The 24,128-nt window shown below is 43.0% G+C and carries 16 protein-coding genes and 1 pseudogene; 3 read left to right on the top strand and 14 right to left on the bottom strand.

Annotated features, from left to right (window positions below; all coding sequences use genetic code 11):
- The 11 genes and pseudogenes from C1I60_RS25405 to C1I60_RS07860 all read right to left on the bottom strand — a co-directional run.
- On the bottom strand, positions 1–116 hold a 116-nt coding region (locus tag C1I60_RS25405; RefSeq protein WP_252361633.1), incomplete at its 3' end, for a glycoside hydrolase family 30 beta sandwich domain-containing protein.
- Between the two features lie 120 nt (positions 117–236).
- Positions 237–1,124, bottom strand: a pseudogene (locus C1I60_RS25400) (glycoside hydrolase family 30 protein); the annotation flags it as partial.
- A 235-nt stretch (positions 1,125–1,359) separates the two neighbouring features.
- On the bottom strand, positions 1,360–3,720 hold the full coding sequence (locus C1I60_RS07900; protein ID WP_137061231.1) for an alpha-L-rhamnosidase-related protein: 2,361 nt from the start codon (positions 3,718–3,720) through the stop codon (positions 1,360–1,362).
- Between the two features lie 38 nt (positions 3,721–3,758).
- A complete protein-coding gene (locus C1I60_RS07895; RefSeq protein WP_137061230.1) occupies positions 3,759–4,580 on the bottom strand; it encodes a carbohydrate ABC transporter permease in 822 nt (273 codons plus the stop codon).
- 1 nt (position 4,581) lies between these two features.
- A complete protein-coding gene (locus C1I60_RS07890; RefSeq protein WP_137061229.1) occupies positions 4,582–5,568 on the bottom strand; it encodes a carbohydrate ABC transporter permease in 987 nt (328 codons plus the stop codon).
- Between the two features lie 63 nt (positions 5,569–5,631).
- Positions 5,632–6,903 carry an ABC transporter substrate-binding protein gene (locus C1I60_RS07885; RefSeq protein WP_137061228.1) on the bottom strand — a complete coding sequence of 424 codons (1,272 nt, stop codon included), beginning with the start codon at positions 6,901–6,903 and terminating at the stop codon, positions 5,632–5,634.
- A gap of 198 nt (positions 6,904–7,101) precedes the next feature.
- Positions 7,102–8,691: a response regulator transcription factor gene (locus C1I60_RS07880; protein WP_137061227.1), complete on the bottom strand. Its 1,590-nt coding sequence runs from the start codon at positions 8,689–8,691 to the stop codon at positions 7,102–7,104.
- Positions 8,669–10,402, bottom strand: coding sequence for a sensor histidine kinase (locus C1I60_RS07875; RefSeq protein WP_170970760.1), 1,734 nt, complete (start codon positions 10,400–10,402; stop codon positions 8,669–8,671). Before C1I60_RS07875 ends, C1I60_RS07880 begins: the two co-directional genes overlap by 23 nt.
- Positions 10,403–10,618: 216 nt before the next feature.
- Positions 10,619–12,010 (bottom strand): MATE family efflux transporter, encoded by a 1,392-nt coding sequence (locus tag C1I60_RS07870; RefSeq protein WP_137061225.1) that lies wholly within the window; start codon positions 12,008–12,010, stop codon positions 10,619–10,621.
- Positions 12,011–12,219: 209 nt separating this feature from the next.
- Positions 12,220–13,587 (bottom strand): glycoside-pentoside-hexuronide (GPH):cation symporter, encoded by a 1,368-nt coding sequence (locus C1I60_RS07865; protein ID WP_137061224.1) that lies wholly within the window; start codon positions 13,585–13,587, stop codon positions 12,220–12,222.
- Between the two features lie 27 nt (positions 13,588–13,614).
- On the bottom strand, positions 13,615–15,558 hold the full coding sequence (locus tag C1I60_RS07860) for a glycoside hydrolase family 127 protein (protein ID WP_137061223.1): 1,944 nt from the start codon (positions 15,556–15,558) through the stop codon (positions 13,615–13,617).
- Positions 15,559–15,753: 195 nt separating this feature from the next.
- On the opposite strand from C1I60_RS07860, the gene C1I60_RS07855 reads away from it, so the two are divergent.
- The gene (locus tag C1I60_RS07855; RefSeq protein ID WP_137061222.1) at positions 15,754–16,629 is read left to right on the top strand and encodes a helix-turn-helix transcriptional regulator; all 876 of its coding nucleotides are present in this window, start codon (positions 15,754–15,756) and stop codon (positions 16,627–16,629) included.
- Between the two features lie 119 nt (positions 16,630–16,748).
- Positions 16,749–18,146, top strand: coding sequence for a phytase (locus tag C1I60_RS07850; RefSeq protein WP_137061221.1), 1,398 nt, complete (start codon positions 16,749–16,751; stop codon positions 18,144–18,146).
- 28 nt (positions 18,147–18,174) lie between these two features.
- On the opposite strand, the gene C1I60_RS07845 is transcribed toward C1I60_RS07850, so the two are convergent.
- Positions 18,175–19,260, bottom strand: a complete 1,086-nt coding sequence (locus C1I60_RS07845; RefSeq protein WP_137061220.1) for a DUF3626 domain-containing protein — start codon at positions 19,258–19,260, stop codon at positions 18,175–18,177.
- 219 nt (positions 19,261–19,479) lie between these two features.
- Here C1I60_RS07845 and C1I60_RS07840 point away from each other — a divergent pair, with 219 nt between their 5' ends.
- A complete protein-coding gene (locus C1I60_RS07840; RefSeq protein WP_137061219.1) occupies positions 19,480–19,845 on the top strand; it encodes a cupin domain-containing protein in 366 nt (121 codons plus the stop codon).
- 149 nt (positions 19,846–19,994) lie between these two features.
- On the opposite strand, the gene C1I60_RS07835 is transcribed toward C1I60_RS07840, so the two are convergent.
- Both C1I60_RS07835 and C1I60_RS25395 read right to left on the bottom strand, forming a co-directional pair.
- Complete coding sequence (locus C1I60_RS07835; RefSeq protein ID WP_137061218.1) at positions 19,995–23,735, bottom strand: alpha-L-arabinofuranosidase family protein; 3,741 nt, start codon at positions 23,733–23,735, stop codon at positions 19,995–19,997.
- Between the two features lie 259 nt (positions 23,736–23,994).
- Positions 23,995–24,128: zinc ribbon domain-containing protein (locus tag C1I60_RS25395; protein ID WP_252361632.1), on the bottom strand; the 134-nt coding region annotated here is incomplete at its 5' end.

Raw genomic sequence — 24,128 nt, 5'->3', positions numbered from 1 at the left:
GAACTTGCAGGTACCAAGAACTCCACGACTTGTCCTTCTATCCGTAATGCTACTGGCACCTCTTCATTCGAACGATTAAGCAAAACAACCACAATGGACCCATTAGGATTTTTCATGGATACCAGATGTAACTTGTCGGTATATTTTGTGGAAGCAATCCGCTTGGCTCCCGGCTCTATATAGCGGCTAAAATGGCCAATATACGTGAAAGAAAGCTTTTCTTGCACGATATCCTGTTCTGTGTCGCACATAATCGGGGCATCACAGAAATTGTTTACATGGTTAGGACCGCCTTCTTTATTGAGGATAAGATTCCAGTCAATGAAGGCTGTCATTCCAGCATTCAAATTCCCAATGATATCATAGGCGTACATTTGGGCGTTTTCTAACTGTCCAGCCAAACTAAACCTGCTATATTCTACGCAGCCCTCTGAAAATATTAACTTCTTGTCAGGAAATTTTTCATGGACTAGCCGTATGGCGTCAAAATGCTCCCCTGTATACCAATGGAAAGCTACTCCACTGACCATTTTATCTGTCTCTTTATCAATGATCGTACACGCCCGTTCAAACATTCTTTCTTTATTGTGATCCCAAATATGAACTTCGATATCCTGTAAACCATTTTTCACTAACGAAGGATATAAGAAATCGCGTAAAAATTCTTTCTCTTCTTCGGCCGTATACAAGCAGGAATCCCATGTTTGTACCGCATTGGGTTCATTTTGAATGGTCAGCATATCGACTTCAAAGCCTTTTTTACGGTATTCTTTAATGTAATGGCTAATATAATCAGCCCAGAATTCTCTATATTCGGGCTTCAAGGACCCTCAATGGGTTCGTTGACCATTGGTTTTCATAAAGTCAGGCGGTGACCAAGGTGACAGCATCACGCTTAATGATTTACCGGCTGTTAGCTGCGCCTCTTTTAAAAGAGGAATAATATACTGTTCATCTCGCTCCAGCGAGAAAGATTGGAACTCTCTATCCTCCGGATCATTCAATGCGGCATATTGTCCTAAGGAAAAATCGCAGCTATCGATATGAGTTCGAAGTAAATTATAGCGGTTCCCGTTAGGTCCAAAATAAGCATCCAGTATGTGCTTTTGGCTTTTCTCACTCATTAAGGAAAAAGTGTGGCCTGCTGCCTCGGTAATCGCTGCACCAAAGCCATCAAACGTTTGATATGCCATTTCAGGATAGATATTCACAACCTTCATTTCCACACCTTGGTCAGGCGAGAAATCTATCTTTTCCTGATCCGTATTCTGGCGGTCATCCTCATAGGTGGTCGTAATCAGTTTTATATTCATAGCTGTCCGCTCCTCCACTTATAAAAGTTGAATTCGTTATCCTCGTCTATAGCTTCAAGATATATTGAACAGATGCTGCACTCTTAAAATGTTGAATATTTCCGTCAGGTAAAATGAGCGTCAATGGCGTTTGTTCCGGTCCATCCACCCGGACTATAAACTCCCCTTCACTTCGGTGCCACTCTACTTTTACCTGTCCTTTCGGAGTAGCAACCTGTCCTTTTGCCCATGTCAGATGATCTACTCTTGGGCGAACCCGAATGCTACCATATCCGGGTGTCTCGGGCTGCACGCCTAGAATTTCCGAGGTGAACTCATAAAGAGGTACGGCTCCCCACCCATGGCAGTCGCTTCGTTGACTCACTGTGTCTTCCATCCATGTAGTCAGGTTTTGATCAACCATCTTTCTCCACGGCTCCCATAGTGAGTGTACACGATCATACAGATTAGTCGCTGCCAATGCGCGGAATAAGTAAAATGACATGGCAAAGGAGCTTTTAGGAATGGAATCGTTTGCTAGCGTGATTTCCATAAGCTGCTTCGCTTCTTCCCCTTTTACCGTTTCAGACAAGACAGCCCATATTTGTGTTTGCTGACTAAACAGTTCTACACCTGGCCCATCGGTAAACATACCCGAATTGCCTATTGAACGACAATTTGCAACTACAGCTGTACAGATACGTTCTGCTCTTTCCCTATATTCGGAAGCAACTCCCTCCCTGCCTACAAAGACTGCCATCTCCGCAGCTTTGCGGAGGGCCGCCGCGTACATAAGACTATGAATGGTGAGTGGCCCATGATGAGAGACGGTAGGAACACCAAATGATTCTTTCCACTCATCTGTCCAATCAATGAACGACCAATATTGGCTTGGCATTGCGCCAACCAGTCCACGCTCATCAAGCATTCGGTCATAGTAGTCTAATACGGCATCTACTGAAGACCTGTATCTCTTCATTAATTGAACGTCTCCGTAGTACATCATATGGTCGTGAAGCATATGGATCCAATATAACGAAAAGCCAGGAATAACCTGTGGCGCATAAGATGGATAGCGAGATTGTGTTAGCCCTTGAGGAAGCAATGAGCTATGGAAATCATAAAATGTCTTCCGTGCCAGACGGTCATCTCCCGACACATTATACGTAAATAGAATCTGTGAGCGCGTATCCATAGCATATTGCAACTGTTCATAATAAGGGCAATCTTCATAGCTCTCGTGCATGCACAGCTGTAGCGTCCGTAAACTAATATCCCATAGCTTCGAGTACAAGTCATCTGAGCTATTAAAATGACCAATGACTTCAAGGGGATAACCCGTTTCGCGATAATCTAGCTGATGCAGCGTGAGTGGTTGTCCCTTGGTTTCAATTTCAATACGTACATAACGAAATGTCCGAAACCAAAACGGTTCATAGGTTTCAAATTTATCTCTCATTCCCGCTACACGATATATATCGTAATCTCCGCATAAGGAGCCCGTTTCGCTATCTGTCCGGTCTCCCTTTTCGCGCATCCAAGGTACCAGTTTAGGCTCTTGTTCATAGCATTCAGCACACAACAAAGAGATTTTTGTCTCTGCCCCCTGACTCATGGCAAGCTGCAAAAATCCGGTTGTCAGTTCCCCGGCATCCAACTCAGCAATGACCCTACTGTGAGCAGGAATCGTCAATGGAACATCACGATACAACAGATCGAGCCACGCATCACTTGAAACCTCCGAATCCATGACTCTCTGAACGTTTGAAAATCGTTGGTTTTCCTCCTTCATCAAAGGAATTGCCCTTTCTGTTAACACCCAAGGCTTCAGAGCACCATGTAACGTGTCAAACCGGTAAGGGGAGGCAGGAAGCCAACCACCATCATCGTATCCGCTTACATTCCATTCAAAAGGAAGCTTTAATCCATCTACCTCCTCCGTAATACCCAAAAAAACGGTATATATACCCTGAGAAAGGGAAATAGCTGTATCCTTCATGCAGTGCCAAGACTCATCCGTATGGAGTTGATTGACCATATGACCAGCAGAGTCTCTGATGATGCCATGTACGTATAACCCAGCCAAACGTGTTCTCCACACGGACTCGTTACCATCCTGCATAGGCGAATAACGTAAGACTTGAGCCGCTATTACATTTTCTCCTGCCCTCAAAAATGAGCTAATATCAACTGTTTCATAATACCAGGTGAAACGATCTCCTTTACATGGACCGAAGCTAACAGAGACTCCGTTAACAAAGAGCCGATATCGACTATCCGCTGACACCTTGATTTCGGCTTGATGGGGTCCGTTTTCCAAATTAAACGTTTTTTGGAAATAAATGAAGCTTCCTACCTTGTTTTCATCATCCATTGTCCAATCAGGAGTCCAAATCCATTTAGCTTCCTCTTCCCAGTTTACTAGCATCTCTTTAACAGCTCCTTCTACATAAAATCCTTAGATGGTTATTCCTTTACACCGCCAGTAGCTACACCTTCAATAATTCGATCCGACAAAAAGAAAAACGCGATTAAGATAGGGATCGTGGCAAGAACAGAAGAGGCTAAAGCGCTATCCATATTCATCATGATATTGCTCGTGTACTTCATGATAGCAAGAGGGATTGTTTTTACATTGTCATTTTGCAACAGGACGAGCGGGACAAAGAAGTTATTCCAAATACCTACGGAAATGACAATACACAAACTTACAATAATTGGAGATGCTAACGGGAACATAATTCTCCAAAAAATTTTCCATTCTCCAGCTCCGTCTATCTTTGCCGATTCATACAAGGCACGGGGCGATTTTGCGAAAAAATGAGTCAGCATAAGAACAGGCGTAGAAATTCCCGCTGCCATAACCAGCATAACTCCCCACACACTATTCATCAGTCCCATGTTTTTAATAATCAAAAAGATGGGTACAATGCCCAACTGCATCGGAAACATTAATCCAAGTAGAAAATAAAGCATGATTCCTTGTCTAAAACGAAACTTGTATATCCCTAGTCCATATGCCACCATGGAAGAAAGCAGAATGATAAGCACAATGGCACCGACCAAAATGATAACGCTACTAAAGATGTTAAATTGAAAATGGTCCTCTTTGAAAATATCAATATAGGCTTGAAGGCTCCATTCCTTAGGCCATCCTATGGTATTCGTTAAAACATCTTTCTTTGTCCGAAACGAGTTCCACACTAAATACCCTAGAACAAATACAGTAAATGAACAGTACAAAAACAGGATGACTTGGCTTACATATTGCCGTTCGCTTCGGAACATATTAGTTCTCCTCCTTACCAGACAAAAGTTTTAGTTGAACCAGGGCCACAATAAGGATTACTACAAACATTACACAGGCAATCGTAGTTCCCATTCCTATGGAGTTGGCACTGACGGTTCCTCCCATAGCTCCGTTAGAACCAAAAGCAACTCTATAGAAGAAGAGAGTCATAACGTCCATTGAGTGGTCAGTACCTCCAGATACGCCACCTAGCATATAGTTATAATCAAACACTGTCATCGAAAAGATGTAGCTAATAATCACCACATTAATGATGCTCGTTCGAAGCAACGGGATCACAATATGAAAAAATCTGCCCCAATAGCCGGCTCCATCTAAAAATGCAGCTTCAAAAATTTCTTCAGGCAGCATTTTCATGGCTCCGATAAAATAAATCATGCTAAAACCAATGCCACTCCAGGTACTAATCAAAAATATGACATACATCTCTTTCCCTGGAATACCCAACCAATTTTGTACCCAATCCTCTAGTCCCACCAATGTTAATACATGGTTAAAGATCCCGATATTTTGATCAAAAATTAATGTCCCCATAAAAATGACCACCGTCGAGGTAATAAATTGTGGCGCAAATATCATCGTTTGAAAAAAACGATACCCACGTATCTTTGTATGAATCAAATAGGCTAAATACAGCTGTGCAGGTAAAACAAGAACAGTATTTAAAACAAACAAGAACACATTATTCTTAAAGGCATTTAAAAATTGACTATACAGCTCTTTAGTGGTAAATAATTCAATATAATTTTGAAAACCAACAAATTTTGAATCTCCAAATCCGTTTGAATAGTACAGACTCATGATGGCCGCCGAAACAATGGGATAAATGACAAACATGGAATACAGGATGAAGCCCGGTGCGATAAACCACATGTATGGATGTCTCTTAAGCCATTCAATGATGGATGATACTTTTCCAGTTTGAACACCAAATTGTGAATTGGGTGTATTCTTTATGGATTGCATATGCTTCGTCACTCCCTAAGATATAGAAAGACTCGGCCTGAACCGAGCCCTTCTACATAAAGTTTATTTCGTTTTTGCTAATGCAGCATTCAATATCTCTGCTGCTTCCTGCCCTGTAATTTTGCCTGTCAGCAGCTTAGGCATTACTTCTTCTAAAAAGATATCAGTGAGCTTGACTTCGTCAGTCGAAACATTTGTCAAAACCGTATAAATATTATCTCCAAGGCCATCATAGGCAGCCATTTCCTTTACACCTTCATCTTTTGGCTTAATATCATCAATAATAGGTACTGCGCCCGTTTCCGTTGCAAAAATTTGCTGCGCTTCCTGGCTTGCTAGATATTTGATATACTCCGCAGCTTCTTTCGGATGCTTTGTATTTGCCGAAGCTGCGTAGGTCATTAAATTACTCAAACTTTGAGGTGCCGTTTTCTTACCATCCGTCCCTGGAATATAAAAACGTCCAAGATTGCTCATCGAACTTTCGTAAGTTGAATTATTCCATGTTCCGTCTGCAATCATAGCTGCTTTTCCGTTCGTAAAAGCCAGCTGAGCTCCAGCAGCATCTACGGAACCCAGGTTGTTTGAAAAATAACCTTGATCGGCAAAATCACGAATCGTTTGGAACGCTTTAACAATGCCAGGATCGGAGAAATCTCCTTTTCCATGATTAACAGCTTGAAGTGCATCATTACCTAACGCAGGCAGTAGACTAAATGCGATCCACAACCTGGACCAAGCATCTTTGCCTGGCATAGCAACAGGGGTAATTCCTTTCGATTTTAACGTTTCGGCAACTTTCACAAATTCATCAAAAGTCTTAGGAGCCTCCAGGTTATATTTGCTAAAAATATCTTTGTTGTAATACATTAATTGCGAATCCATAAAGGAAGGAGGCGAAGTATAAAGTTTTCCGTCCACTGTTCCATATTCAACAGCTTCTTTTGGATAACGGCTTGTATCCAACTTATAATCGTTCAAGGGAAGAAGAGCACCGCTTTTTACATACAAATCCATTTTGGGCGTTTTGTTTCCCTGTACATAGAAGACATCTGGCAAAGAGTTAGCTTTTACAGCAGTATCTATAGTCTCTAACGTTCCTGTATATTGGAAATCTATCTGAATACCCGGGTTATTCTTCATAAAAATTTCATTGATTTTTTTGAATCCCTGTTCAGTTACGGGTTGGTTGGCTTGATCGCCCCATACTTGAAGAGTTACTGCATTGGATTCATTTGCTCCCTCACTTTTTGAGCTTGTGTCTGAACATCCGGCGAGCGCCACAGCTGAAGCAATGACTACACTCAGGAATACGCTTCCAATTTTTCTTTTCATAATAAATCCCCTTTTGGAATATTGACATGTTGTTCTTGTTATTATGTTAGTCTTTATGAGTTCTAAATCCCATGGTCAAAATTTTGATTACGCTTCCATTTCTCCAGCACTTTTTTTTATTTGTTAAACAAAAATCCAGCCTTTCCATTGAAGGAAGGCTGGATTGATTCCAATTGTTCAGTTTAAAATGCTAATTCTTCAGTTTTTTTGAAAAGTCCGATACTCTGATATGGTAGTCCCCGTGATTTTCTTAAATACTTTGACAAAATAGTTCGCATTAGGATACCCGATTCGGGACGCTATTTCCTCTGTCGAAAGATTCGGATTCTCCAGCAACTCCATTGCCTTCTCAATACGAACCTTAGTAACATATTCCAGGAATGTAAAGCCAGTCTCATTACGAAACAACTGACCAAAGTAATTGGCATTGAAATTGGTAATCTGCGCTGCATCTTCCAATCGAATCGATTCAGCATAATGCTCGTGAATAAATGTTATTACTGCTTCTAGCCAGGGAATTCTCTTTTTGATAAGAAGAAAAACGCGATCCCGCTCTTCCATCATAGCGCGTGTAATCCGAAACAACTCAGACCAGGAAGAAACCGATTCGGATATTTCATAAGTAAGTACAAGAGGATTCATTTCCTGATCTAAAGTATCCTGATCTACTAAAAATGTTTCCGTTCTAATTTTAATAAACTGTCTATACACCATCTGAAGAAATCTGACTGCCTCCTCTGGTGTATACCTCTCTGCAAACAGCTCTCCCACTTCACTCATCCACATATAAATGCTATCCCGTTGTTTATCCTTCAAGAGTTCTAAAGCCCTCTTTTTCAAATCCACCCATTCTGAAGCCACTATATTCATCATCGGACGTGTAGAATCGTATTGATATATTCCCGCACCCCAATAAAAGGACTTACACACAGCGTCTTCAGCCTGCTTGCGCATCTTTACCATTTCTGTTAAAAATGCTCCACTTTCACTCATACCTATTACAATAGGGATATTTAAGTTTTGTTGAACCGTATCTGAAACTTCTGAAAAAATTTTATCGTCCAAAATATCAGCTTCTGATTCAAGGAAACATTGGACATGGAACAGATCTTGATCCATTCCGATGTAAACGTTCTTACTAAACCGTTCAATCAATTCCTGCAATAAATAACCCAGGGCTTTACATTCTGAATCTAAATAACCGTTCTGACTAGGAAGTGCTCTAATAGCAACCCAACACCCGTGGATCCCGTTACTATTCCATTTTTTCAGTAAATTCGGATAACGAGCAACTTCTATACCCGTTCCCTTCATTATAATTCCCGATAAGGTTCTCGTTTCGCGCAGCAGCAGTTGTCTTTCTAAATCCAAATCAGCAACAACGATTTGTTCTTCTATAGATGATTCTGTCACATTGGAATAATTCAACTGGTCGAGGGTCTGAATTAACTCATCAGGATCAAACAAGTGCTTCAGGATATAATCTTGGACTCCTAGTTGTATAGAGGTTCTTAAGTATTGGAATTCCTCATGACTACTAAGGATTAAAATGTTCATAACGATGTTGTTCTCTCGAATTCGACGTATAAGTTCCAGTCCGTCCATTTCAGGCATCCGAATATCTGTCAGCAATACATCCGGCGGACCTTCTCGCTCTATCGCCTCCCAAGCCTCCAGACCATTTCGGTAAACACCAGATACATGGTAGCCGTGATTTTCCCAGTCCATGACGGTTTGAAATCCTATACGAACAAGTGATTCATCATCAACAATCATCACTTTCCTCATGAGTCTCTACCCCCACATCTGTTATTAACGGCATGGTTATTTCCATGGTAGTTCCGCTGCCCTCCATACTCAATATCTGCAAACCGTATTGAGAACCATAATACATCTGAATACGCTCTTGCACGCTTCTTAATCCGATGTGATTATTCTCGTTCTTTCCGGCCAATATTTCATGAATAGATGATAAACGTTCATTCGATATACCCGTTCCATTATCAATGACCTGCATGATGAGTTGATTATTATTCTCCTTAATGGACAATTTAATTTCACCAGGTCTGTCAATACTAGATAAACCATGAATCAAGGCATTCTCAATTAACGGCTGTAATAAAAACTTTAGAATTTTTACATTTTCCAGCTTGGCTTCTATATGAGTGATAAATTGAAAATTTTGATAACGGACCTTTTGAATTTTCACATAGTCTTTCATAACAGACAATTCATCCTTTAGCAATACCAGTTCTTCTGCATTATGCAGTGAATAGGTCAATAAATGAGTTAAAGCATCAACCATTTCACGGATATGATCCTGTTTCCGAATAAGGGCCATCCATCGTATGGAGTTCAATGTGTTATAGAGAAAATGTGGAGAGAGCTGATTCTGGAGCAGCTTTAGCTCTGCTTTTCGTTTTTTCTTCTCATTTTTTTTCACATCATCAACCAAATTATAAATTTCGTATAAGAATGAGATAAACAAATCGTTCAACTCGCAAATTTCCCTTGCGCCCTTGAATTTTATCATCAATTGAGGCCGGACTCCCTTTATGCCTTGGTACATATTTCCTCTAAGTCGTTTTATAGGTATAACTAAATCAGTTACAACAATATAGGTTGCTACTAACCCTATCACAGTACAGAGAGCAATAAGCCCTACCGCAAAACCGCTCATACGGTGTACAGTTCCATAAAGCTCCGCCAGCGAGAATGAAGCAAAAACACTCCAGTCGTTCTGCTTTATTTGAGCTACGATATCGAGAGTATTATCTGATGTTTTGGCCAGCTGCATCTCTTTTTTAATGATTACTTGATCCCTTGAATCTCTCACAGCTAATTCTACCCCTGAACCAACTTGGGATGACGTTAAAGTATTCTGAAGCCAACGTGAATTTATAACCAAATAAGCAATCCCGATCGGCTGAAAGTTATCATCTTTTATGACCCGGCCTAAACGAAAAGCTTGCACCTCTCGATTCCCAATATGAAATTCACGAGGGTTGGACCATACTGGCGCACCATTACTTTTTTCAACATTATCAATAAATGTCTGTTCGTTATCATTGTAATAATCAGTACTATCATTACCTACCACAAAACGTCCGGATTTCGTTACAAAAACGCATGATATAATATTATTTATATCAATCTCCCCAATCGCAGGACGAATATTTCCTTCCAATTGCCTTTGAATTCCCAGCCTTTCAAATTGATTTTCGGGTATATCTTTAAACAATCGAATAATTTCAGATTTTGTAAATAGTTTCAAACTTATGTCATTATAATCGGTTATTTGTGTATCAATTTTATCTCTGGTTAAATTGATTATTGTTTTAGAATAATGACTAATAACATCTTGTGATGTTTGATTATAACTGTTTGTTAAAATAGTAAGACCTACCACAGAGGGCAAGATAATAAGAGGTATATAGATGATCATTAATTTATACTGTAGTTTCCAATTTCTCCATTTATACCACTCATAAATCGACATACAGTCCTCCTTTTTAAAATGTAATCTCTCACTTGATATCAATAAAACCTCGGATACTCCATCCTTTAGTTCTAACAACATTATATCTTACAGATTCTAATATGAAGTGCGATACCTACTGGAAAACATTAAAAAATGACACAGCTCACTATACAAAAAAATCCACTACTATAAAATGCCTTCATCCAGAAGTCAATTTTATGGTAGTGGACCTATTCAGTCGATCAAACGATGCTGGACCCATTTATTTCCACGGAAGCGCCAAAGGAAAACGATCCCCCGCACGCCCCATTCAATATCCATAGCCAGCCAGACACCAACAATCCCCAGATTGAACACAATTCCCAAAATATAACCCAGCACCACCCGACACAACCACATGGACAGCATCGAGGTGAGAGACGTAAATTTCGAATCACCTGCTGCTCTAAGCGCAGAGGGTATGATAAAGGCAATGGACCAGAGCGGGATCTGGGCTAACGTATTAATCAGTATGACAATGAAAATGTCATCTACGATTTCAGCAGGCGGATGAAACAGACCCACCATGGGCTTGAACAAAGGCATAAGAATGAGGCCCATTACAATAAAAGAAAAAGACGATAGCCAGATAAAGGATTTGGTAAACCTGCGGGCATCCTCAACATTTCGACGCCCCATACATTGACCAACCACGGTCACAATCGTAAGCGCCAGAGCATTCGCAGGAATTTGGAACACGTTAGCCAGTGATGAGCAAATAGCATTCGTCGCCAACGCATTTGTTCCAAGGCTCACAATGAAAATTTGGGTTAAAATTTTACCCCCATTGAAAAACATCTGCTCTGCTGCAAATGGAAGCCCGATGAACAAAATTTTTTTAAGCATGGCTAGATTAAAATAAAGCATATCTCTAAGCTGAACACGCAGGTCGTCATCTACCCTGACCAAATAGATTAATGCACAAACTGCCCCTGCGTATCTGGACACATTGGCTGCAATCGTCATGCCCAGCACACCCATGTCCAATACATTAATGAATACTACATTTAAAAGAACGTACGAAAGGTTCATGATCAGAGAAAGCGCCAGCGATGCCCTCGTCTTGCCTATTCCCCTCAGCGCTCCACACACCGCCTCAACTACTGCAATCCCAACGAAAGACATACAGCTTCCCAGCAGATACACCTTACCGTTAGCTAATACATCCGGCGAGGCGGAGCCAAACAGAACACTTAAAATCGGATTGTACAACACGATCATAAACAAACTGATAGCCAGCGCCAGCAAGGAAACGGAGGAAATGGTGCCGGATGCAGCCTTAGAGACCATGAGGTCGTTACCGCTCCCCTTATACTGCGCAACCACAACCGTCCCCCCGGTGGACACGGCAACAAACACATTTATCAGAAAAATATTCAGGGAGTCAATCATATTCACCGCACTGACCGCCGCCATACCCGACGAGCTAATCATGGCCGTATTTACCAAATTAAGGCCCACTATAAAAGCCTGATCGATCAATAGAGGAATAAATAAAGCAATAATTTGTCGATAATCAATAGACTCGCCCGAAAAATACCTGTTCAGAAAGCCATGGGTTCTCGTTCTTACACTCAGTTGACTCATATCATCACATTCTTTTTATCAAATTGAAAAAAAACCTTCAACAGAAGAGCTTTCATAGAAGTATCACTCCAAAAGAAAATCCTGTCAATAGTTTTACTCACATTTAAAATAGAAAAAACACAAAAACCTGCTCAGCTCAGTGAACAGGTTTTTAAGTGAAATTAAACCCCTTTCATAAGGTTATTAAATCCTTGTTACGTGTATTTAAATTATCTTCTCGCAATTAAATCCTGTTGAATGGAGACTTCGTTCTTTTCAAATTTTTTATAAAAGAACATAGGAATGATGCCGATCAGGAAGATGATAAACGGTAGCCAGATAAAGCTGAACTGAATTCCGGACAACGCAGTAGGGGTTTGAACTTTCCCGGCGATATAGCCCGTGCTGCCCATGATCCATGCTGGTAATAATCCGCCGATTCCACTACCCGCTTTAATACAGAATGCGCTTCCAATAGAAGTCAGGAAACCACTTGCCCGAATGCCATTCTTCCATTCCCCGTAATCGACTGTATCTGATAACATTGCAAACGGCATAGAACATGCAAAGCCTGATCCTAACGCACCAATAATCCAACCGATAATAATGAGGGTTAAGTCTGTACTGCCCATTAAAATCACAACCTGACCCAGTGCAGCCAAAATCAATCCAATAATCATGATGCTGTTTTTACTTAATTTTCTGGCGAAAAACGGAATCAGAACCATCGAGATCAATTGTAAAGAGGTCAGTCCGTTGATTAAAGGAACCAGGTCCTTGCTGTCCAGATTGTATTGCAGATAAAAGATAAGCGTTGCTGAACGGATATTCAAGCCAATCCAATAGCACAGGTTAGCAGCTACGACGAGCATCCAGGGCCAGTTTCGTTTAATAGCCGCAAAGCTCTTGGCAATTGGAACCGACTTGGTTTTAACCGCTGCATTTTCACGCAAATCGGCAAACGCTATCAAAAACATGATAACGGCCATGATCCCAAATAAAACGAGCGTTAACGAAAAACCTTTTTGATCATTCCCCTGTCCAAAGAAGGCCACCAGAGGCAACGTAAACGTCGTAGCTATGAAGAAGCCCACATTCCCCCCGACCATACGGAAGGAGTTCAATACGACGCGTTCGTTAGAGTTCGTACTCAGGTTAGGCAGAATGGACGTAATGGGTGTACTGATCCCTGTATACAGGATACCGGCTATGATATAAGTGATCGCCGCGTACGCAATTTTTCCAGACTCACTCCAGTTGGGTGTTGTGAACGTAAGAACCATGAACACCGCAAACGGAATACATAACCATAGAAAATAAGGTCGGCTTTGCCCGTATTTTGACTTGGTCCGGTCAATCAGGATGCCCCAGATCGGGGCATCAATGGCATCAATAAAGCGGGTGATAAAAAGCAGCGTCCCGGCAATCCCAATAGAAAGACCGAATACATCCGTATAAAAATACAATAGATAGCTGGAAATAACACAGTATAAAAGATTGCCCGCTGTATCCGTTAATGAATAACTGATTTTACGATGAAAAGGAACGGTGCTGGCTATTTTCTCGGGTGGTTCCGTACTCACAATTCTCGTGCTCATGATCTCTTCTCTCCCCATAAGAATGAATTATGATTCATAAACCCAAACACGCATTTCTCCTTTATCCCGGTTGCACCAGGCGTAGTAAGGAATTGCGGTGATTTGTTGAGAAACCAATTCTGGGGGCTCCGAGCTATATAATGCAGTCGAGCTTTTCACCCGATAACCCTCTGTCGTCAGCTTTACAATTCCACCAAGCAGGTTTTCGCTAAACTCTTCCGTAATGAGACTGTCCTTGGGCAATCTTAATCCCGCCAGGTTCTCCCCGTTATCCACTTCTTCCAGACAAAACACGATTGGACCACGTTGGAGAGCGACCTGCTGCTGATTCATGGAGACAAGAGGATTGCTCCGAATCCGTTCAACAGGCATAGCCAGATGCAGGGTTACCACATCACCATCATTCCAGGTACGCTGAATCTCTACATAGCCTTTTTCCAGATGGTGTAATGAAATGGTTTCGCCGTTCACCTTCACCTCTGCCTGCTTGCACCACCCCGGAATCCGAAGTGCCCATGTAAAGGAAGTCGGCTCTGCTACATGAAGCAAAAAGTTCAGGTCCGCATCCCATGGATAATGATGAGTCTGTGTAATTTCCACCTCTTGACCGGACAATGTAAGGTTCACTTTGCCTGCAATATACAGATGTGTATACAATGTATCCTTGGTTTGGGTGTATATATTGTCTTCGACCGATGCGATCATACGCGCCAAATTAGGGGGACAGCACGCGCAGAAGAACCATTTTTGCCGTTCTGTTTTCACGTGCTCCTGATCTTTTCTGGATTTTTGAAAAGGATTCACTTCCAGTGGATTGACGTAGAAAAATCGTTTACCATCCAGATCCATCCCACTAATTGTTCCATTGTACAGCGCACGCTCCAGCACATCGGCATATTTCCGGTCTGGTGCTAAGCGCAGCATACGATTGGCCCAAAAGGCCAGCCCTACAGAAGCACAGGTTTCACAGTACATGCTGTCATTCGGAAGATCATGGTTGCAAGTGAACGCTTCCGCGTTTACAGAAGATCCGATGCCAGCGGTAATGTACATTTTTCGGCTCGTCACATCATCCCACAGCGTTTCACAGGCTTTTAAAAGGGAGGCATCTCCTGTTTTCGCAGCCAAATCTGCCATCGCAATATATAAATACACTGCTCTTACCGCATGACCCACAGCCTCCGTTTGTTCCCGGACAGGTTGGTGTGCCTGCTGGTATTCGAAACCTAAGCCAAAATTGATGTTGTTATCATCATTCCAGGTAGGCTCTGTTTGAATCTGTTTTCTGTTTTCTCGTTCCTCTTCAAAATAAATCGGGTGCTGCCCTCGCTGTTCAATAAAATATTGCGCTAATTTGAGATATTGATCCTTTTCAGTTACGTCGTATAATTTGATCAAAGCCAACTCGATTTCTTCATGCCCAGGGTAGCCTTTTCGTTTTCCCTCTTCCGTACCAAAAATCTGCTGAATCAGGTCCACGTATTTCTCCATAATGTGCAGAAACTTCGTTTTGCCTGTCGTTTCGTAATAGGCAACCGCCGCTTCTATAAAATGTCCCGCACAATATAGCTCATGGTTATCGCGCAAGTTGGTCCAACGATTGTTGGGCTCTTTCAGCAAATAATACGTATTCAAATAGCCATCTTCAGCTTGAGCTCTTCCCAACAGCGCAATCACTTCATCCGCCCGTTCTTCAAGTGCAGGGTTCGGATGATCCCTTAAACTAAACGCCACCGTTTCCAGCCATTTTGCAATATCACTATCTTGGAAAACGGTTCCATAATACTCTCCGCTGGATTCACCAGCCGCAATTTTAAAGTTTTCAATCGCATGACTGGGTTCTGTATCTGGCAACTCATCATTTAATGCTTTCCACTGATAAGGAATGACCTCTTCCGCCACAACCTGCTTATACTTTTTCCAAAATGAATCCTCAACGACGACATGTTTTACTGGCTTAGCTGTTTTCATTGGATAAACATCCCTTCCCGAAAATAGAACGCTTTCATTTTTAAAAAAATAAGGATAAAGTAATGATACATACCCGACCAAGCTAACCTGAGCTTCCCTTGCTACAGTCCTTATTTTATCAACCTGAATTTATAAAAAAAATCGCAATCTTTAACTAAAAGTTATACGATTTCACACACAAAGGAGCTGACTTCCATGAGCAAAACAAACTTTCTATCTTTTCTTGTCCCTCCATTGCCTTATTTCATTGAGGGGAATTTTACTACATACCAAAAAGGGGACTGGCACCCGAATCGTTATAACCTAGGCTATTTTGACGTTATTATCATCAAAGAAGGACTGCTGCACATTGGCGAAGAGGATGAAGCATGGAAGGTAGCTGAAAATTACGCACTGATTCTTGAACCGGATAAACACCATTTTCCCATTGAGGCATGTACAGAACAAACCTCCTTTTACTGGTTTCATTTTCAAGCCAGTAGTATGTGGTGCGCGCAAGCCTCACCCAATCTGATTACACCAAGCTCACCCATACCCGAGCTGCATTTTCATTCTGAGCACACAACTATCCATTTACCCAAATTTCAAAAACTAATCAATCCCCATGAGCTGTTTTCTAAATTAGACTACTTACTAGCCTCTACCTTAAAACCCAGAAAGCTGGCCCTATGGGAGGCCCAACAGACGTTTGTGAATATTTTTCAGAGTTTGGAATATGATGAGAATTATAAAAGCAGTTCCTCCAAGTTAGCAGAACAGATCGAAATATACTTAAAGCAAAATTACAAAAATACGATCACTAATAAAGACCTGGAGGCTCATTTTCACGTACATCAGAACTATCTCGCCAGATGCATGAAGGTCGCTTTTCACCGTACGCCGCTTGAATATTTAATGGATTACCGGCTGGATCAGGGGCGCAGTCTTTTGCTGCAAACCGACTGGTCCGTCCAGCAAATTACAGAGGAAACGGGGTTCTCCCAAGCCAGCTATTTTTCCAAATGCTTTAAACAAAAATTTGGGATGTCCCCGAAAAACTATAGACAACAATACTGGAAGCCGACGAATTAAATCGTAAAATGTATAGGCATTACATTACATTTCCTTTACATTTTCATCGTACTCTTCTTATGTTACTCCTTTACACTAAATCAGTTATAAGATCCTACTTCATGAAAAGGGGTATACATATGAAGACAAGTAAACTAGCTTTATTGACGATTTTGACAGGGGGTTTGGTATTACCTACCGGAATGACCAGTGCGGCAGAGGTTCAGCCATCCGGGTATGCACCGCTACGAACACAGGCAGACAAAATGGGGGCAGCCATTACCTGGGACAGTGACGACAAATCTGCTTTGGTAAAGCTGAAAAATGGCATCGTCGGAACCTTTACAGTCGGTGAAAAGCAATATCGCCTAGCTGGCCAAACGGGGGAAGCAGATCGTGAAATTAAGATGGTCGGTGGAAATATTTATCTTCCTACAAAACTTCTTACCACGCTTGAGACAGAAAACAGCAAATATACGGATCCCAAAGACGCAGTTCCTACATATAAGGTTACCCCTACTGCCGAGACAGAAGCCGTGGAGGATGGAGATGACGCTGCCGACGATCCTGCGATTTGGCTGAATCCGACTGACCCGGAGAAAAGCAGACTTGTAGCGACCAATAAAGGCGGCGGAATTTTGGTTTATGATTTGCAAGGCAAGCAATTACAGAACTATAAGGTCGGCAAAATGAACAATGTGGATATCCGTTACGGTTTTACACTGGGCGGCAAAAAGATTGATATTGCAGGAGCAACCAATCGCACCAACAACACCGTTGATATCTTTGCTATTGACGGCGTATCAGGAACGTTAACCAACGTGGTTGGCCAGCCTATTAAATCATCTATGAAAGAAGTGTACGGTTTCAGCTTGTACCATAGCCTCAAGACAGATAAGTTTTACGCTCTCGTGTTGGGCAAAGAGGGGGAATTTGAACAATATGAGCTGACAGACAACGGAAATGGTAAAGTAGCTGGTAAGCTGGTCCGCCAGTTCAAGCTCGCTACGCAATCCGAGGGCATGGTGGCTGATGATGAATATGGCACAGTCTACATCGCTGAAGAGGATCACGCGATTTGGAAGTATAATGCCGAGCCAGACGGTTCTTCCGAGCCGCTGCGACGTGTTGATATTGCAGACGGACGTAGACTCCAGGACGATATAGAGGGACTTACGCTGTATTACGGCAAAGACGGCAAGGGGTACCTTTTGGCCTCCAGCCAAGGAAACAGCAGCTACGCGATCTATGAACGGCAAGGCGACAATGCTTATATAAGCAACTTTACGATCAGCGCCAGCCCTACAGTCGACGGTACCTCTGTTACAGACGGTATTGATGTTCTGGGCTATGGATTAGGCAAGAATTTCCCGCACGGTATCTTCGTTGTACAAGATGATGAAAATCTTCAAAACGGCAAAAAGCTGAATCAGAATTTTAAAATGGTACCTTGGGAGCAGATCGCCAAGGGTGCACGCATCCCGCTAACCATAGACGACGGCATCAACCCGCGTGAATTGGTGAACAGAGAAGGGTAAGAATTGCTCCATCTTCACGGAAAATTGTTCACTTTTCCATTGGCTTTCCATATCTCACTAAAACATGCCAGAGTAATTTTAATTCTTGCAGAACTTCTCTGTAGGTTCCTCTATCGCTCCAATTACTTGGATTTCGTTTCAAGTCCATAGCTGCAGAGCCAATCATATTTACATCAATAAAATCACTTTGCGCAATTCTTTTGGCTAGTGAAGGCATCGAAGGACCTCTAAAATTCATAGGAACCTCATCAACCAAAAGTGTAAAGCCCATGTGCCAGTAAAGATCAACTGAATACTTTAAACATATCTGTTCTAAGATTCGTCCTGTATGGGTGCCCTTAAATGATGGATCGGCAACAAGCATCGTTACGTCTTCTTTAAGAAAAATGTCACCATGAACCTGAGCTTCAATATAGTGGTTAAGATTTCGGTTTGGCTCTTTGTTTGATGGATTTTGGAATGGTTTCTCAAGATTGACAAGCATATGGTCGATTAACTTTCGAACCGTCAGATTTCTTTCACCAATGGCAAAATCACTATAGAACGCATCCCTCATGAGAGCAGCCAAAATGAGGTCAAATTCCTCATACGTCCCCTTTTCCTTGGAGTCTTGGTGAGAATCCAAATAAGTATAAGTGCAACGATGAGAGACCTCAGTGGATAAAAGGAAATAGCATGATCCAAAACGTGGAGCAGGTCCATCGGGATGTAACATGACATTGAGTGCCCCATACTTGGGCCGTTCGCTATTGGTTGAGCCATTTATTTGGTACGCTCCGCCAAACATTTTATTCTCCCAAACGTCACGTTCACCACCTGGAAATGCTGATACACTTCCATTCGATAGGAAAGTCTCAAACTGGCTTTTATAAATTCCCTGCTCAAGTAGTGCTTCAGCAACGCTTTTCATGGTCGGATCTAATCGATCTGGGTGAAAGTGCAGCGCAATTCTTGCATGAGATTTTAGTTTAGTGATAGCATCTTCAAATGTCTTCAGCTCGATGCTGGACATTTGAAGGATTTCCCTAATTGTTTGCTCCACCTCATTTTTGCGGCTTCTTGCGTAATTTGTTATATACTCTTGAGCTAATTGCTGAGACCTCGATAATTCCATGGCAGAAGAGTCCCTTCCCTTTTTATAGAATCATAATACATGATGGACAGTAAGGGAAATTGCAGATAGAGTTATTAATTTAACGGGGAACGTTAGTTCAATAAAACAGCGACAGTCCAGGACTTTATTTTCTTCTGACAACATTCTGACTGCATTATCTTCATAATACCTAAACCTCGTTAATGGTATAATGGAGGTAAAAGAATCGGAGGAAATAGTATCCATTACCAAGCTATTAACCTGAATGAGAAATTATCTAAGTTCAACGATCATTGGTCTCCGAAAGTTATTGGCGAAATGAATGACTATCAATTTAAGCTCGTCAAGATTGTTGGGGATTTTGTATGGCACGACCATCAAGATACCGACGAGGTGTTTATCGTGCTCGAAGGGGAGATGTTCATTGATTTCCGCGATGGTCAGGTGAAAATCTGCCAGGGCGAAATGTTTATTGTCCCAAGGGGAGTCGAGCACAAGCCTTTCGCCGAAAAGGAATGCCATATCATGCTGGTGGAGCCTAGAGGTTTAGTTAACACTGGCGGGACTGAGTCCGAATTAACGGCAGCCAATGATATTTGGATATAGCGTCTGCTAGAATAATGAACTCGTTCGATTACATCGTTAAAACCACGGGGGTCTAGGACTTTTTTAACACTAGTTTCACCCAAAGAAAACCCGCTCAGTGAGCGGGTTTTTCAAATTTTCTACACATGATTACGTGCCTCACAGTTTGCCTATGCTTTAAGATCCAGCATCAGTACATTCACCGAATTAGCGGGTAATTGCAGAAGGATCGCGTTATTACTGAGCGAAACCTGCTGCTCAGTAGGCACAACCTTCTCATCATTCTTTTTATTCACATTAGGTACATGAACCAGAGAAGCATCGCCAGTTAATGTAATCAGCTTGGCGCTGGACTCCACACTCAATTCCTGAAGGTTCAACTGCATTGCCTTATCCACGTTATCGGCATTCACAAGCTTCACATATACATGCTCCGCATCTTTGGTCACCGAGTTGAACACATCTCTGTTGTAAGCCTCCAGCTTGTAGTCCAGCACTTTGCTGGTAGTCTCTCCGTCGGTGTAAGAGCAGATCAGGCTGTTGCCCGTTTCGCCACCGTAGTTCACCGTTATGGTGTAATCGGTATGATCAGCAAGCTCTTCATAGCTGGCCGCTCTCAGGTTGCCTGCCGCTGTACTGGAAGAGTAGTCGCCTAAGGTATAGCCTTCCACCCCTTGCTTGTACACCTTCACGCCCGTTGCCTTGCCGCCATAGCCAACGGCATATTCGACCACGTCCTTTTTCTCTGCGGAAATATCCGTAAGACCCGCACCCACATAAAAACCGTCCGTGCCAGAAATGCGGGAAGCCACAACCTCCACCTTATAATCCGTCCATTGGTCGTCCAAAATGTACAGGCCGTTCAGACCGCTGGCTTGAGCTTGGAGGACAAGCCCCTTGCCTGCCTCCACCGTAGATCCCACGGAGCCCGGAATGACCTGCCAAGCTGGATTCAACTCCTGGGAAAAGTCCTGATCCAGCAGCACGCAGCCATCCTTGTTGGACGTGACGGTCACACGCTTAACGATCACCTCGGCGTTGCCTGTCGCAATTTCGATTCCACCCTGCGGAATGAGGTCTATTGGCTTGCCGTTTTTGTAAGTGGAAAAAGAGGTCGCCAGTACTTTATTGCCCAAATATTTGGCATACATCTGCTGTACATAGTAGTTCGGTGTGAACCACACGGTTTCGTCATCGAACCAGATGCAATCCGGCGTCCATCTGTAGGTTCCGTCCGTCAGCACCTTGTTGAACAGCGGCGCATAGGCAGCCAACAGAACGACATCGGCGTTATTTTCAAAGCCTGTCATCACCGCTGCCTCTGCTACTGCGCCTGCCAATGTATTTTTATCCGTAGACGCATACTCGCCCACGAACACCTTAGATGTTTCCTTCCAGTCTACGCTGCCGTCTGCGTTATACGCTCTATAGTAATAATTATATCGGTCCGCGTTATGAAGCAGGTACTCGTTGGAACGGTAGTAGTGCTCATCTGCAATGGTGTCCATGTAATTTTTTTGCTTCTCATACCATGTCACGGTTTCCTCGGTTACTTGGGCACCATCTGCAAAAGCGACCTTAGCCGAACCGGTTATATTACCACTCAGGAACTTCCAGCCCTGCTGATATGCATCGTCATCTGCTTGAGCGCCAACCGTGGAGAGGATATGCAGCTCATAGCCTGGATAGTTTTCCTCCATATACGCATCAATAGACGTTTTGAACACTTCAAAGTTGGCAAAGAACTCGACGCCCCAATTTTCGTTCCCTACACCCAGATAGTGCAGATCGAACGGAGCTGCATGGCCCATTTTTTTACGCATGGCGGCCCATTCATTGTTCTCGAAATCCACATTAATCGCAAAGTCGATCAGGTCTGTGAAGTTCTTGATATAGTACTCTCTTAATGCGCCTCCAGCCGGATGAGCATAATCGGAACGAGCTTGGCAGAGAACGCCGCAGGCCATAACCGGAAGCGGAGCTGCATTCAGATCTTCGGCCAACTGGAAATACTCCATATAACCAAGGCCCATGGTCATCATATAGCCCCATACATTAAAGTTTTCCTTGCGCAGCTCGATATCACCAATAGATTCCTTCCAGTCATATACGTTTTCCCAAATAAACGAACCTTCAGAGATACAACCGCCCGGAAAACGCAGGAACTTTGGATGCATATCGACCAACGCGTTCACCAGATCTTTTCTCAGTCTATAGTTGGAATTCCCTTGGAAGTTGACGTGTGCCGATGGGGATCGCGTCTCCTCCCCTGCACCCCACACATCCTGTGGGAACAAGGAAACCATATCCATCGAAATGTCCCCGTCAAACGTCAGCGCCAGTTGCCCCAGAACCGTAGCCGTGCCTGTCAGCACAAGCCTGGAATCTATGCCGTACTTCTTCCACGTGTTGCCGCTTTCCACCTGTATGGTTACCAACTCACTAATGGCCTTCTCATTTGCATCTTGCAGTTGTATCGTGATCGTGCCTGCCGACTCGGCCTTCGCCCAGATGGTGAAATCATACTTGTCACCCGCTTGGATAGACATGGCGCAATTCTGGTTAGAATCCGAAAAGCCCTTATTCCGAATAGTCGCACCATCCGCTACCGTCACATAATAAGAGTTCACATCTTTGTCTTTAGCACCTAAAAATTCATTTAATCCGCCGCTATTTTGCGGAGTCATCTTGTCCGTATCACCAGACCAGGCAAACAAAGGGTTACGGTTACGCCCCGTAGAGCAGCCGCATTCACCGGAAGCATGGGAATAGGTATCAAACACGAAGGACTCGAAGGAACGATTCTGAACAAGCTCCGCATAAATTCCGCCATCCGCTGCATTATTGATATCTTCGTAGAACAAGCCGTACATCACTTCACTGATATCCATGACTTCCCTATTTCCATGAATGGTCATAGTGTAAGGAGGTAGCTGTTCTGGAAGGACGGATACTTCAAAGCTTTTTTCAATACGGCTTAGTCCCTTCGTCAAAAAGGCTGTAATGGTCACCCCCTGTGCGGAGGTAATTGCCTGAACCTGACCGTTGTCAGAGAGTGTCTCAGGGTGGCTGGATTTCCAGGTCACTTCTACTCTACCGCCCATGAGGACCGTTGGCAGGGACAAGTCCTTGGTTACAATCGTCGTAGGGAAGGACAAATATTTATCTTTGGCGAGCTTCACAACCTCTTCGTCTGTCAATGACTCGCACATGACTTCAATGACTTCGTCTGCTGATAAACCCTCTTTGTACACGCGAAAGTCCGATAGGAAACCGGAAAAATCCACATCCGCTGCATGCTGGGAACGACCGATAAAATTGTTGCTGTAGTTGGACGAATCTGTAAACGTCTCAAACCATCTGCGCAGCTTGGCATAGTTGCCGCTGGAGGTTTGGCTGATGGAGCCATCCGCTACGACCTCGCCGTTCACATACACAACCGGACCCGCACTGCTTAATGTACCGCCTTTTGTACCGAACACGGACATGGCTATGTGCATCCACTCATCTCGCACAAAGCCTCTCCCCGGATCTACAGCCAGATCTGCCTCGGCGAAAAGAGTCCCGCGCAGATTCCGTGTCATGAACATATAGGGCCCTGTATGGGCTTTGCCAAAGTCAAAAACACGTTCCCACATATCAATGAATTTGCCGAAGCTTACCCAAGCAGTCACCGTGACACCCGTGTTATCGCTTACATCTTTAAGCAGATCAGAAGGAAGCTGTATATACGATGTACCATTAGGACCTCCCTCTAGCGTTAAAGCCATTCTGCCGCTGGCATTGGAGATTGTTGGTACTACTGTGCCGGAAGCAACCCCGTCATTACCTTGCCCTGAGCTATCTTTGCCGACATTCCCCTCATCATCAAACTTGTACCGCGCAATGATTTGATCTTGGAATTTGGTCATCTTCGTTGCTCCTATACATATATTTTGTTAATGAAAAACTAATTAATTAATATAAATATATACTATACAACTATAGTACCTTATCCTGCCCACATGTTTCAATCCTTTATAGTGACAAAAAAACCGCTCAATGAGCGGTTTTTCAGATGGGCAATCCTTGCTAGAGTGAATTTTTCACTCCATTGATGCACTGCTTTCTTTAATTCCAAATGCAATCCAACGACCATCTATTTGTTGGCCGACCTCATGGGCTACACGTTCAAAGTTTCTGGCCACAATTCGGACAGAAGTTAGCTCCTTCGTTTTTCACGCCACAGTTAGGGCAGAAATTGGGCTTTTTGTGGTCTCCATCAGGAGAGGGAGCAGCAGAGTCCGGTTGAGGCTCGGCCGAAG

Source organism: Paenibacillus terrae (assembly GCF_005217525.1).
Classification (GTDB): domain Bacteria; phylum Bacillota; class Bacilli; order Paenibacillales; family Paenibacillaceae; genus Paenibacillus; species Paenibacillus terrae_C.
This window is presented reverse-complemented; position numbering and strand designations above follow the sequence as displayed.

What these genes read in the sequence shown, in the direction of transcription:
- C1I60_RS07850 (WP_137061221.1), top strand. Translation starts at nt 16,749, where the DNA reads ATGAAGACAAGTAAACTAGCTTTATTGACGATTTTGACAGGGGGTTTG.
- C1I60_RS07870 (WP_137061225.1), bottom strand. Translation starts at nt 12,010, where the DNA reads ATGAGTCAACTGAGTGTAAGAACGAGAACCCATGGCTTTCTGAACAGG.
- C1I60_RS07855 (WP_137061222.1), top strand. Translation starts at nt 15,754, where the DNA reads ATGAGCAAAACAAACTTTCTATCTTTTCTTGTCCCTCCATTGCCTTAT.
- C1I60_RS07860 (WP_137061223.1), bottom strand. Translation starts at nt 15,558, where the DNA reads ATGAAAACAGCTAAGCCAGTAAAACATGTCGTCGTTGAGGATTCATTT.
- C1I60_RS07875 (WP_170970760.1), bottom strand. Translation starts at nt 10,402, where the DNA reads ATGTCGATTTATGAGTGGTATAAATGGAGAAATTGGAAACTACAGTAT.
- C1I60_RS07895 (WP_137061230.1), bottom strand. Translation starts at nt 4,580, where the DNA reads ATGTTCCGAAGCGAACGGCAATATGTAAGCCAAGTCATCCTGTTTTTG.
- C1I60_RS07880 (WP_137061227.1), bottom strand. Translation starts at nt 8,691, where the DNA reads ATGAGGAAAGTGATGATTGTTGATGATGAATCACTTGTTCGTATAGGA.
- C1I60_RS07835 (WP_137061218.1), bottom strand. Translation starts at nt 23,735, where the DNA reads ATGACCAAATTCCAAGATCAAATCATTGCGCGGTACAAGTTTGATGAT.
- C1I60_RS07865 (WP_137061224.1), bottom strand. Translation starts at nt 13,587, where the DNA reads ATGAGCACGAGAATTGTGAGTACGGAACCACCCGAGAAAATAGCCAGC.
- C1I60_RS07885 (WP_137061228.1), bottom strand. Translation starts at nt 6,903, where the DNA reads ATGAAAAGAAAAATTGGAAGCGTATTCCTGAGTGTAGTCATTGCTTCA.
- C1I60_RS07890 (WP_137061229.1), bottom strand. Translation starts at nt 5,568, where the DNA reads ATGCAATCCATAAAGAATACACCCAATTCACAATTTGGTGTTCAAACT.
- C1I60_RS07900 (WP_137061231.1), bottom strand. Translation starts at nt 3,720, where the DNA reads ATGCTAGTAAACTGGGAAGAGGAAGCTAAATGGATTTGGACTCCTGAT.
- C1I60_RS07845 (WP_137061220.1), bottom strand. Translation starts at nt 19,260, where the DNA reads ATGGAATTATCGAGGTCTCAGCAATTAGCTCAAGAGTATATAACAAAT.